This is a genomic window from Paenibacillus sp. FSL R7-0179 (assembly GCF_038002265.1).
Classification (GTDB): Bacteria; Bacillota; Bacilli; order Paenibacillales; family Paenibacillaceae; genus Paenibacillus_AQ.
This window is the reverse complement of record NZ_JBBOCC010000001.1, coordinates 2,614,120-2,627,175: the sequence shown is the minus strand read 5'-3', so window position 1 is coordinate 2,627,175 and position 13,056 is coordinate 2,614,120. Positions and strand designations below refer to the sequence as shown.

Genomic DNA, 13,056 nt, shown 5'->3' with positions numbered 1-13,056 from the left:
TAAGGCTACAGCCTGCGGTACAGCCATACGGCTGTAATAATTCCGGCAAGACTGAGCAGGCACAGTTTCAAATGGATTGTGATGTCATAGGTTATGATGTCTAAATCGGCTTGCGGCGACCACTTGAGAACAGTCGAAGCTGTAAGAAAAGACAGAGCCCGTACAGGTTCCAGCAGCTTGGCAATCCAGGCTCCGGCCAGCCAGCCCAGAATAAGAAATAACAGCAGTGTTCCTACATTTTTCTTCTTCATTCAAGTCTTCCCTCGCCATTTTTTGACACCCTAATTATTATACGGTGAAACGGAGTGCAATACAAACTCAAAATCCATCCAGGGAATGTTTACCACGTAACCGGCAGCCTCTGGAAATGCAACACTCCCCCGCCGGGCATATGCCATACGGGGGAGTGTTTATTTAGTCTATAGTCAGCGGTTCGTTACGCCTCTGCTGTCAGCTCATGGCGGACAACAGGCTTTTCTGGCCGGTCAGGAAGCTCATCATGGCCTCCTGCACCTCCCAGAGCAGCCCCTCCGCCTTATTCTTATTGTATTCGTTCAGGGCGGCTATCCCCTGGCTCATGGATTTCTCCAGCCCGTCAGCGATTCCCTGCCCTTCCGGTGTGAGGCCCGGCTCCAGTGCCTTGACTGCCTGGGTCCACTGCATATGGAGATCGCTTACCGCTCCGCCAGCGTCCCCGCTGCTCCCCCCGCCAAGCAGGGAAGCGGACAAGCTGCTCAGCCTGCTTAACAGCTGGCTGCTGAGCGCGAAGTAGCTGTCTACTGCCGCTGCCGTTCCGGTATAGCGGACCTGATTCACAGCGGGCAAAGCCACTTCTCTCACATACAGCTCGATGCCTTGGCCCTTGAGCCCATTGCTAAGCAGTTTGGCCTGTTCACGGTCAGGAGACATTCCGGCGTACACACGGTTGCCGTCTGCCGGGTCAAGACCTGCGGCAAGGCCGGCGGTCAAGAGCTCCTGCCGGGCTTGCTCCGCTCCTGCCGGTGTGCTGAACACGCCATATTGCAGCAGATAATAGCTCTGGGGCGCAACCTGAACCGGAATCTGCGCGCTCACCGCTTCTCCCGTCTGCTCAGCAGGCACGCCCGTTATGTCTGCTGCATTAGTGCTGGTTGCCGCCTTCTGCCCCTGAGTGATTCCCGCCTTAACCTCCGCATTGCCGGGAGCTTCAGCAGTCTCCCCCGTCCCTCCTGTGATGAACGACAAGGCTGCGTATCCGAGCAGAATCCCCGTTCCCAGCGCTCCAGTTATGGACAGTGCGAACTTCCACCAATACGAGGGACGGCGGGTATGATAAGAGCCGCCGTAGCTATCCCGGTGAGCGCCGGATTGCTCATAACTGTCTGTAGCAGATTCACGGTTATCTTCATACAGCGGATAGTGGTCGTCTGCTGAATGCAGCAAACCTTGTTCATCCGCCCCTCCATAGGGGGAATCCTCCTCCGAGTCTTCCCTCTGTTCCCACAGATTCCTTGCAGAAGCAGGACGGACAACAGAATACAGTCCCAAATCATAGTTATCCTCAGGAGCTTTCGGTTTCCGGCGGCCGGCGCCCGGGGGCTTCATGTAAGCTGTCTCTAATGGCCGGGGCAACTCCACCTTCTCCAGATCCACAATATATTCATCGGCCTTGGTATAGGAGGATGCCTTCCCCCCCCCGGGCTGTACCTTGTAAGTCCCCTTATCCTCAAGAACAACACCGGTTTCGTTCACCACCCGGAGCGCTGCCTTCTCTGTCCGCTGCCTGCCCTGGTCCCCGTCGAAGCGGAAAGTCATTCTTCCGTTATTCAATGCCCTCACCTCGCGATCTTCAGTTCTATACTGAAAGATATGAAAGAAGCGAGAGAGATATGCTATTTTAATATATTTACACCAGACTAAGCAGCTTCGCCTTCACTCCGTCTGCGGCATAATGCCTGCTGAGCGTACGGTAGGCCTGATCCGCAATAATAGAACCAAGCTCCGGCGACGTCAGCAGCCTGATCAGATGATCGGCAGTGCCCGCCGTTGTTCCTGCCAGCAGAATGTTCCGCCCCGGCTCGCAGATCAGCTCCTCCGAGCCCTTCGGGGTGCTGACCACCGGCGTGCGGAGGGCCCAGGCCTCCAGAATGCTGCTCTGACTGCCGCAGTCCTCACAGGATGAAGCAACCACAGCTCTGGCCCTGCGGATATAATCGGCTGTCTGCATAGCTTCTCTGATGATTAGAATAGAAGAGTCCTTCTCGGCGGCAGCTGCGACCTCAGCATGCACCTCACTGCTGATAATGCAGCAGCGGGTATCCGGCACTGCCGCCCGAACCAGCGGATATACCTTCTTGAAGAACAGCAGCGCTGCATTCTTGCCGTTAGTGGAGTGCATGTCCCAGTGCAGAACGATGGAGTTATCCTTGGCAGTATCTCCGGGAGCCGCATACGGCGGGGCGCTCAGATCAACGTACGGAGGAACTACATGCACCTTGCCTGCATCGGCAAAGGATAACGCCTTAAAGGACAGTGCCTCTTCTTCTGAAGCGGCCAGCAGGAGGCTGGTCTTGTTCATTAACCGGCGCTCTTCCCGGCGGATCAGCGCATCGTTCAGCTTGCGGTAGCCTGTGCTGATTCCCCGCTTGACTGCCGCCCGTCTCTGCACCCGTATGCCGCCTGCACGCCGGGCGTCGGTGACGATAACAGCTTCAGGAAGCAGCGAAGCGACCAGGTCCAGCCCGTTGCCGAGCATGGCATAGGAGACAAACACATGGCTGTAGGCGTGCTGGCTGCACATCTCGCTAATTACCGCCCGCAGCGACTTGTCATTGCCGAGCATCGAGGCATCCGTACGTAGTCTGTTCAGCGGAAACAGCAGGCTTCTGCGGCTGGACGCAGGCCGCTTCACCTGATGCACGGTCAGGGCAGGACTGCGCAGAATTTGCGTCTCGCGGCGGTGGTGGCAATACTCCAGCAGATCAATATCAAACCGCTCCAGCAGCATATCAAGGAAATTCTCTGTTCTGATGTCTCCCTCCCGGTCTTCCGGCGTGTGACTCCGGGCAGAAAGGAACAACATTCTCTCTCTCATGGCTATAGCTCCTTGGTTCTATGTAAATGTGTATGAATGTGTACGAAACAAAAAAGGCCGGATGACATCCAGCCCAGAAATGTGAAACTATCGATGTAGATCTATAGTAACGCAGTCCTCCTGAGAAGGTTGTCGATTTATGGGGAAAAATAATTATTTTACATTCCATACCCCTTCAGACCAGACGAAGCAGCTTATCCTTAACACTTTCCGCCTCATAATTTACCAGCAGAGTCTCGTATGCACGGTCCGCGAGCACTATTCCTCTTTCATGATCCTGAAGCAGCAGTGTCACACTGTCGGCAAAGGAAACCGGGTCATCGGCAATCATAATATTCTGCGAATGCTCATAGAGCAGCCCTTCTGCCCCTTTGGAACTGGATACGACAGGGGTCCTCAGGGCCCAGGCCTCCAGAATTTTCAGCCTTGTCCCGCTGCCTTCCAGGAGCGGAGCTATGACTACCTGCGCCTTACGTATATAATCCGCCACACTGTCCACATACCCGGTAATGACGATAGAGGAATCCTTCAAGGCGAGCGCCGCTAATTCCGGGTGTACGTCCCGTCCGACAATATACCACTGGATATCCGGCACGCTCGCCTTAACCAGAGGATATACCTCACGGTAGAAGTAGAGGGCTGCGTTAATGTTAGGGAAGTAGTTCATATTACCCGGAAGAATAATCCATTTCTCCTTGGGCAGCTGCGTCTTGGTCCGGTAATCCTCCATACGTATGAAATTGGGAATGACATGGACCTTCTCTGCCTGGCTGGGGGCCAGTGCCTTGAAGGCCAGAGCATCCTCTTCCGAAGTGGTCAGCAGCAGATTCGTCTTGTCCATCAGCCTCAGCTCATCCTGGCGCGTCCATACAGCATTAAGGGAATAATAGACCTTGGCGATCCCCTTTTTCCCGCCTGCCAGCTGTGCAGACAATCCGCTCTCGAAATTATGCGCATCGGTAATGATCACAGTGTCAGGCAGGCAGCGCTGTACAATGTCGATGCAGCAGCCCAGCAGGCTGTGCGAAATGAATACATGACCGTAGGAATTCCGGCTGCAGAGCTCTATAATCTTCGCCTTCATGTCCACATCCACATGGCTCATATACGAGCAGTTCCGCCAGGTATACAGGGAACGGAGAAGCGCTTTGCGGTAGGTGACCGTACGCTCTACTTCATGCACTGTAAGTGACGGAAGTCCCTCCAGCGTCCCTGTCTTCCGGGAATTGGCATAGGTGATGAGCTCTACCTCATATTTGCCGAGCAGAAGCTTCAGAATATTGCCTGTTCTCAGCTTGCCCCCGCTATCCTGCGGATATGGATTCTCTGCAGAAATGAATAGCAACGGTTCCTTCATGGCCTCTTCTCCTACTTTCCATTGATCAATTGGCCCTGGACTCTCCGGGACACCCTAGGATCTATTACCCAAATTCAGGTGGTGCCGTCATACAAAAAAGGCGGTCCCCCGATAACCGGAGAATCGCTGTCATGCGGCATACTATTGAAAACCGGCCCTTCCTATTTCGTCAGAAAACCGGCTTCCGGCACCTTCCCCTTGTAGCTGTCACTCCTGACCACGCAGTTCCTGCCCCGCTGCTTCGCCTCGTATAGAGCGTTGTCGCTCAGTTTGTATAAGGTGCCTAGCGGCACTCGTTCACCTGAAAGAATCGTAATCAGACCGATGCTGACTGTATAGGACAGCGGCATGCCTTCGACCGTCGCACCAAGCACAGAGCAACGCAGCCGTTCCGCTATTCGTTCACCGTCTTCCTCATCCGACCGGTGCAGCAGCACCGCGAATTCCTCGCCCCCGAATCTTCCGAAGAGATCTCCGCTGCCAAGCTGGCGCTCAATTCTGCGGGCGAAATCCTGCAGCACCCGGTCTCCCGTATCATGGCCATAGGTGTCATTCACCTGCTTGAAATGGTCCACATCCAGCAGCATGAACGAGAAGGGCGTCATCTCCTTGGCCGCGGCAGCAATCAGAGGCTGGGCGCGCAGCACGAAGGCCCTGCGGTTCAAGACGCCCGTCAGCTCATCATACGTTGCCACACGCTCCAGCTCCGCATAGGACTGTTCCCGGGAGAGCAGCATGAAGCCCGCAGTTCCGAGGAACATCAGCAGATAGATCCCGGCATAGTAAAAGCTCTGCAGCCACACCGCTGCAATCGAGCCTGCCGGCGGAAGATAGAACAGGCTGCTGGCCTTACTGAGCAGAGCGAGGATCGCCACGCCGTACAGCATACCCGTAATTTCCTGCAGCGGGGTCTTTCTGACCTTCCAGGATAACAGATAAGCCGGATAGAGCAGCAGAATCGCACCCGTAAGTGCAGATACTGCAATCAGCCGGGGAACATCCGAATGCATCAGGTAGAGTATGAGCAGACCTATCACAGATATCCCCGCCAGCGTGTAATACCTCTGCTTCATTCGTTCGGAATCGGCTTCAAGCTTCTTCAGCAGAGCCAGAATCTCCGCAGTACCTGCAGCCACGCTCAAGAGAATAAGACTTGGAAGCACGAATGGAATATCATGAATTCCCTGTAATAACAACAGCTGCAGAATAGCAAGCTGCAGAATTTTGGCTGTCAGGAACAACGGGGTTGTCTTCTCTTTCGGATAACTGGGCCGGTATGCCAGAATAAGCAGAACCGTAAATAGATTGCCGAAAAAAAGACAAGCCAGCAATGTCTTCAAATCCAAGCCGGCGGTCATTATGTCCACCCCTTTGTTTAACGATATATCTATTATGATATGTATTTGAGGGTCCGTTTACCCGGACCGGACCACACGGTCCCGGCCTGCCTGCTTCGCCTGATAGAGCGCCAGATCACAAAGCTTGTAGAGTGCGTTCAAGCTGGTCTGCTGATCAGGCAGCACAGAGACTATACCAATGCTAACCGTATACCCGCAGGGCAGGCTGTGCACAGAAGCCTCCTTAAGCGTCTCCCGCAGCGCTTCTGCCTGATGGGTGCTGCTCAGCTCATCCTGCCCGTACAGCAGAATGGCGAATTCCTCACCGCCTACCCGTCCGAGCAAGTCACCGCCCGCAAGCGTACTCTCGGCAGTAAGGGCGAAATCCTGCAGCACACTGTCGCCGGTGTCATGCCCGTAGGTATCATTCACTTTTTTGAAATGATCCAGATCCAGCAGCAGCAGGGAACAATATTCCCGCTTCCTGGCGGCAAACGCCAGCTTCAGTTCGGCTTCCAGCAGGAAGGCCCGGCGGCCCAGAATCCCGGTTAGGCTGTCATAGGTGGCGATACGCTTCAGCTTCTGGTAGGAATGCTCATTGGAGAGCAGGATGAAGGCGGCAATGCCACCAATCAGCATCAGGAACATCCCGAGATAATACAAATACTGCGCCGGATTAGCCGTGAGCGGGCCCATATCCGGTTCCACCGCCAGCGCAACGAACGACCTGAGCAGCATCACCGCTGCAATCGCATAAAAAACGGTGGCGAGTATCTTCTGAAGCGGAGAGCGCTCCGGGCCCGCTGTCAAGCGGCAGCCAGGGTAGAGCACAAACAGCATGACCCATAATGAGGTCGTTGCGACCCGTATATTCGGATGGTTAAAGAACAGGGCAACGATAACGAAGCTGAGTATGCTTCCTGCCGTAATTGCCAGATAAAAGAGCTTCGCCCTGCGGTCCAGCATGCCCATCATCAGCAGCAGCGCAGCGATCTCCAGCCCTCCGCCGGCCAGAATGAGCGCATTGCTCAGAGGTACAGCAATTCTATGGGGAATATAGTCCCACAGCAGAATGGAGCTCCAGAAGACCACCTGAATCCACTTGGAGGCAATAAATAGACTGGAGGCAATGTCTTTGGGGAAGTGGTAGCGGTAAAACGTAATCATCAGACCGGAAAATAAATTCCCCAGAATGAACAAGTATAACAGCGACTTAATATCAAGCTGAAAGCCCATCAACACACCACCGAACTATCCGGATATACCTGCTCTATTCCGAACGATAACATTCACAGCTTATATCGGCAATATCATTATTATCTATGACCTCTAATTTCTTGTCCGCCGGATGCAAAAAGGAGCTGTCCCAATTAGCCTTTTATGGCTTATGGGACAGCTCCTTTTTTAAAATTCAACGGTTCCTGAAATCTTACCGGCTCTTCAGGCTGTCTGCCAGTGCATAACCGACCTTCCAGATATCCCCCGCACCCATTGTGATAACCAGATCACCGGGAGCAATGCGGTTCTGCAGATCTGCCAGCACAGCTTCCTTGGTCGGGAGATGACGCGCACCGGCATTGCTGTTCTGCACAATCAGCTCTACCAGCTTGGCTGAGGTGACGCCCTCTATCTGCTTCTCACCCGCAGGGGAGTAGATATCGGTAATAATCACTTCGTCCGCTTCGCTGAACGCCCGGCTGAACGCATCCAGCAGGAAGAAGGTACGCGTGTAGCGCTGCGGCTGGAACACGGCGATAATGCGTTTGCCTGTTGCCTTAGCGGCGCTGATCGTAGCCTGAATCTCTGTTGGATGATGCGCGTAATCATCAATGACGAGAATCTCGTCAACCTCGCCCAGCACCTGGAAGCGCCGTTTGGCGCCGTGGAACTTCACAATCGCAGCCGCAATGGCTTCAAAGGCAATGCCCGATTTCAGACAGGAAATCACTGCCGCCATGGAGTTATACAGATTGTATTGTCCCGGAATAGAGAGCTCAATACGGCCTAATACCTCTTTTCCATGATTCATGGTATAAGATACCTGGCGGTCACCGAGCACAATATCAGTCGCTGTATAATCGGCCGTCTCCGATTCGATCCCGTAGCTGATCACTTTACCTTGCACCTTAGGCAGCAGGGATTTCAGATTCTCATCATCCGCACATACGATAGCTGTTCCGTCCTCGCGCAGCTGATTCATGAACTGAACATAAGCATCCTTCAGCTTGCCGAAGTCGCCGCCGTAATTCTCCAGATGGTCAGCTTCAATGTTCGTCACGATTCCCAGCCAAGGATGGTATTGCAGGAACGAGCCGTCGCTCTCATCGGCCTCGGCCACGACGAATTCCCCTTGTCCCGCTTTGGCATTCGTGCCGACATTCATAATCTCCCCGCCGATAATGTAGGTAGGGTCCACGCCGCAGTCTTCCATAACCAGAGCAATCATGGATGAGGTGGTAGTCTTGCCATGCGCTCCGGCCACCGCTACGCCCTTGCGCTCATTCAGCAGCCGGGCCAGCATCTGCGAGCGGTGCAGAACCGGTATCTTCAGACGCTCTGCTTCCACCCATTCCACATTATCCGCGGCAAGCGCCGTGGAATAGACGACCAGATCCGCACCTTTTACCTGCTCCGCCGTATGCCCGATGAACACCTTGGCACCTTTGGCTATCAATTTCTCCGTTAACTCCTGGGCAGCTACGTCAGAGCCTGTAACTGTATATCCCATCTCCAGCATCACCCGGGCAATCGCGCTCATACCATAGCCGCCTATCCCTATAAAATGCACACGTTCAGTAGTATCCAACAGTTCGTCACCAGCCTTTTTCAGAATCGGGTTGCCGTAAAAGCGTACTGCGCACATCAGAAATCAAATACAGCGTTCCGGACACAACTGCGAGGTCATCGTCCGCTGTGATCGTCTGCAGCTTCTGCAGCGCTTGGCCCCAATTACGTTCTACTATGATTTCCAAGTTTTCCTTGGCATATTTACTCCGCAGACTTTCTGCGATCGCCTGCAGATCTTCCGCGTCCATTTTCTTACGGAAATCCGGTTCGGTCAGGATGAGCGTATCCACTATAGGCAGTATATGCTTGAGATACGACTCGTGATGCTTATTTGCCAGCATCCCCATGAGCAAATTTAATTTACCGTAAGGCTGGAACTGCGGAAGACTCTTTGCGAGGCTCTCAGCCCCTTCCGGATTGTGCGCGCCGTCCAGAATAATTCTGGGCGAGGTGCTCACTTCCTCCAGTCTTCCGGCCCAGAAGGTGCCGCGGAAGCCCTCCAGCACATCCTCGTTTTCCAGCATGAAGGCCATATACTGACGCAGCACCTCAAGCGCCATCATTGCTCCGGCTGCATTCTGCAGCTGGTGTTCGCCTTTCATGGCAATGTCCAGCTCAAGCCCCCGGAATGGCCCGTTGAAGGTGAAGTGCTGGCAGCCATCTCGCTGCTCAACTCCGCTATAGCTGAAGTCTTCTCCGGCTAAATAGAGTGTCGAACGGGTAGCCGCCGCCTTGGCCTTCAATACAGCTACAGCTTCGGGCTGGCTCACACAGCTGACCACAGGAACGCCCGGCTTAATAATCCCGGCCTTCTCGCCGGCGATCAGTTCCAGCGTATCTCCCAGCACATCGGTATGGTCATGTCCCACGTTAGTAATGACCGACACCACCGGAGTAACGATATTCGTTACATCCAGCCTTCCCCCAAGCCCCGTCTCCCATACGACTACATCGGGATAACAGACTTCGCCGTAATAGAGAATCGCCAGCGCCGTCGCCACCTCGAACATGGTCGGTGAGCCCAGCTCAGTGCCCGCAATCTCCTCTACCAGCGGACGCAGCTGATTGGCAAGCGCAAGCAGCGTCTCCTCAGGAATATCCGTCCCGTTGTACTGGAACCGGTTCGTGAACTTCGTGATATAGGGAGAGGTAAAGGTCCCCACCGAATATCCGCTCTGAATAAGGACCGAGGTCAAAAAGGCGCAGGTCGAGCCCTTGCCGTTCGTCCCGGCCACATGAATGAACTTAAGCTTACGGTGCGGATGTCCCAGCTTCTCCATTAGAAGCTCTATCCGCTCCAGGCCCGGCCGGATTCCAAAAGGAATCAGACTGTTGATCCAGTCTACCGCTTCTGTATAAGAACTTAAGGGAGCGGGAGCGGCAGCGCCGCTCCGGGTGATCTCTTCCATGTCTGTTATCCTCTCAGCTCTGCAATACGGGCCAGCACTTTCTCGCGTCTGTCGGAATAATCCGCCTGCTTCGCCCGTTCTTCTTCGATGACTTTCGCCGGAGCTTTGGCTACAAAGCCCTGATTACTGAGCTTCTTTTCCACACGCTCCACTTCGCTGTTCAGGGTCTGGACTTCTTTCTCCAGACGGATAATCTCCTGATCGATATCGATCAGACCGGACAGCGGCAGGAGCAGCTCCGCTCCGGTAACCACGGCGGACATCATTTTATCCGGCGTCTGCGGCGCAAGGCCTGCTTCGAAAGAAGAGGTGTTGCAGAAGCGCCCGATGTAATTGTCGTTGCGGGAAATAATGTCCAGGGTGTCCTGGCTGCCGGCCTTAATGATCAGCTCAACCTTCTTGCTCATTGGCGCATTCACTTCCGCACGGATACCGCGAACAGCCCGGATGATATCCATCAGCAGGTTCATCTCTGATACCGCCTGCGGATTCTCAAGCGCCGCATCGTACTTCGGCCATTCGGCCAGCGTGATCGATTCTCCTTCATGCGGCAGATGCTGCCAGATCTCCTCCGTAATGAACGGCATGAACGGGTGAATCAGGCGCAGTGTACGGTCCAGCACGTAAGCCAGAACAGACTGGGTCTTGGCCTTGGCGGCTGCGTCCGCTCCGTACAGTGAGAGCTTGGCGAATTCGATATACCAGTCGCACAGATCATCCCAGATGAAGTTGTAGAGCAGGCGTCCGGTCTCGCCGAACTCATACGAGTCAATTAGACGCGTAATATCGCGGGAAGTTTCGTTCAGGCGGTGCAGAATCCAGCGGTCTGCTGTGCCAAGCTCACCTGTAATGTCAATATCTTCAAAGGCTACGCCTTCCAGATTCATCAGCGCGAACCGGGAGGCATTCCAGATCTTGTTGGCAAAATTGCGCGCCTGCTCTACCTTTTCCATCCGGAACCGCAGATCCTGGCCCGCTGTACTGCCGGTAGTAATCATATAGCGCATGGCGTCAGCGCCGTACTGCTCGATAACATCCAGCGGATCGATACCGTTGCCCAGCGACTTGGACATCTTGCGTCCTTCGGCATCGCGTACGAGTCCGTGCATCAGCACATCCGAGAACGGCTTCTGGCCGGTGAATTCCATGGCTGAGAAAATCATGCGCGCTACCCAGAAGTAAATGATATCGTAGCCGGTAACCAGTACGTTGTTCGGATAGTAACGCTGATAGTCACTGCTCTCCCCGTCAGGCCAGCCTAAGGTAGCGAACGGCCAGAGGTTGGAGCTGAACCAGGTATCCAGAACATCCTCATCCTGTTTCAGGTCGGACAGCCCGCTGATACGGCGTGCTTCTTCCTCGTCGTGCGCAACTACAAGCTCCCCGGTAGATTCGGAGTACCAGGCCGGAATCCGGTGACCCCACCACAATTGGCGGGAGATACACCAGTCGCGGACATTCTCGATCCAGTTCAGGTACGTCTTCTCGAAGCGGTCTGGCACGAAGTGAACCCCGTCACCGTCCTTCTGTGCAGCGATGGCCGCTTCTGCCAGCGGCTGCATTTTGACGAACCACTGGGTGGACAGATAAGGCTCTACAACAGCCCCGGAGCGCTCACTGTGCCCTACCTGGTGTACGTGATCCTCAATGGAGATCAGCACGCCTTGCTCCTTCAGGTCGGCTACGATGGCCTTACGGCAGTCGCTGCGGTCCATTCCCTGGTAAGCGCCCGCTTCCTCATTCATCACTCCGCCTTCATCCATTACGTTGATCTGCGGAAGGTTATGGCGGACACCCATCTCGAAGTCGTTCGGATCATGCGCCGGTGTAATCTTAACCGCACCGCTGCCAAACTCCTTATCTACATATTCATCAGCAATAACCGGAATCTCTCTGCCAATAATCGGCAGAATCAGCGCCTGGCCAATCAGATGCTTGTAACGGTCATCCTCGGGGTGTACGGCTACGGCTGTATCGCCCAGCATCGTCTCAGGACGCGTGGTAGCCACCGTGATATGGCCGCTGCCATCCTTAAGCGGATAACGCAGATGGTACAGATGCCCGTTCACTTCCTTGTATTCAACCTCGATATCCGACAGCGCTGTACGGGCAGCCGGGTCCCAGTTAATAATCCGCTTGCCGCGATAGATCAGACCCTTCTGGTACAGCTCCACAAATACCTTGCTTACCGCCTTCTTCATTCCATCGTCAAAGGTAAAGCGTTCGCGGGAGTAATCGAGGGACAGGCCCATCTTGGCCCACTGGTCATGAATGGTCTCTGCATACTGGTCTTTCCAGTCCCATACCTGCTCCAGGAACTTCTCGCGTCCCAGATCATGGCGGGAGATTCCCTGCTGGCGCAGCTTCTGCTCCACCTTGGTCTGCGTAGCAATCCCCGCATGGTCCGTACCCGGCAGCCACAGAGTATCATAGCCCTGCATCCGCTTGGTGCGGATCAGCACATCCTGAAGCGTGAAATCCAGCGCGTGTCCGATATGCAGCATTCCTGTTACATTCGGCGGCGGAATCACGATGCTGTAAGGCTCCGCATCCGGACGCTTGCCGGCTTCGAAGAAGCCCTTCTCCATCCAGTAAGCATACCATTTCTTCTCTGCCGCTCCCGGATCATATGTAGTCGGCATATCGCTCTGCTTGTGATTAGCTGAAGCGGTAGCTTCTGCCGCTTCCTGCCCGTTCGGCAGCTCTGCTGCTGCATTGTTGTTATCAGCCATTGTGAACCCTCCACTGTTAAATGTATTGAGTAGCTAGCGGTTTTTCGAGAATACAAAAAGGCCCTTCGTCTCAAAGGACGAAAGGCCATTCTTTCGCGGTACCACCTTTGTTTCGCGCCAATAAAAAATAAACCACTGCCTTAGGTTCCCTTGCAGGTTCCCAAAGCTTAGCGCGACACTCATGCAGAGTAACGGCTGCAACCGGCCGCATCCTAACCGGTCTTCATGATGAAGACAAGCTCAGAAGGGCAACTCCGGGGCGACTTCGGGGGCTGCATCCTGCGGAAATTCACACCAATGATAATCCCGCTCTCTGAAGGGCTGACCGCCTACTCTTCCCGTTCCCAGTCTTTATGCTAGT

The 13,056-nt window shown here is 54.5% G+C and carries 9 protein-coding genes and 1 other annotated feature; all 9 genes read right to left on the bottom strand.

All coding sequences use genetic code 11. From position 1 onward, the window contains the following. Positions 1-5 precede the first annotated feature (5 nt). The 9 genes from MKX63_RS11670 to MKX63_RS11630 all read right to left on the bottom strand — a co-directional run bounded on the left by MKX63_RS11670 (position 6) and on the right by MKX63_RS11630 (position 12,605). The gene (locus tag MKX63_RS11670; protein ID WP_341017214.1) at positions 6-251 is read right to left on the bottom strand and encodes a DUF4321 domain-containing protein; all 246 of its coding nucleotides are present in this window, start codon (positions 249-251) and stop codon (positions 6-8) included. A gap of 199 nt (positions 252-450) precedes the next feature. Next, positions 451-1,794: an SPOR domain-containing protein gene (locus MKX63_RS11665; RefSeq protein ID WP_341017212.1), complete on the bottom strand. Its 1,344-nt coding sequence runs from the start codon at positions 1,792-1,794 to the stop codon at positions 451-453. 91 nt (positions 1,795-1,885) lie between these two features. Next, positions 1,886-3,073, bottom strand: coding sequence for a glycosyltransferase (locus tag MKX63_RS11660; protein WP_341017211.1), 1,188 nt, complete (start codon positions 3,071-3,073; stop codon positions 1,886-1,888). A gap of 175 nt (positions 3,074-3,248) precedes the next feature. Next, positions 3,249-4,430 carry a glycosyltransferase family 4 protein gene (locus MKX63_RS11655; protein WP_341017210.1) on the bottom strand — a complete coding sequence of 394 codons (1,182 nt, stop codon included), beginning with the start codon at positions 4,428-4,430 and terminating at the stop codon, positions 3,249-3,251. A 161-nt stretch (positions 4,431-4,591) separates the two neighbouring features. Then, positions 4,592-5,788 (bottom strand): GGDEF domain-containing protein, encoded by a 1,197-nt coding sequence (locus tag MKX63_RS11650; RefSeq protein ID WP_341017209.1) that lies wholly within the window; start codon positions 5,786-5,788, stop codon positions 4,592-4,594. Between the two features lie 57 nt (positions 5,789-5,845). Continuing rightward, entirely contained in the window at positions 5,846-7,003 is a 1,158-nt protein-coding gene (locus tag MKX63_RS11645) for a GGDEF domain-containing protein (RefSeq protein WP_341017207.1), read from the bottom strand. A 193-nt stretch (positions 7,004-7,196) separates the two neighbouring features. Continuing rightward, on the bottom strand, positions 7,197-8,573 hold the full coding sequence (gene murC / locus MKX63_RS11640; protein WP_341017206.1) for a UDP-N-acetylmuramate--L-alanine ligase: 1,377 nt from the start codon (positions 8,571-8,573) through the stop codon (positions 7,197-7,199). A gap of 7 nt (positions 8,574-8,580) precedes the next feature. Further along, a complete protein-coding gene (locus MKX63_RS11635) occupies positions 8,581-9,963 on the bottom strand; it encodes a bifunctional folylpolyglutamate synthase/dihydrofolate synthase (RefSeq protein WP_341017204.1) in 1,383 nt (460 codons plus the stop codon). A gap of 5 nt (positions 9,964-9,968) precedes the next feature. Next, positions 9,969-12,605 (bottom strand): valine--tRNA ligase, encoded by a 2,637-nt coding sequence (locus MKX63_RS11630; RefSeq protein ID WP_341018609.1) that lies wholly within the window; start codon positions 12,603-12,605, stop codon positions 9,969-9,971. Positions 12,606-12,765: 160 nt separating this feature from the next. Beyond that, positions 12,766-13,050: a binding site (T-box leader), on the bottom strand. Positions 13,051-13,056 lie beyond the last annotated feature (6 nt).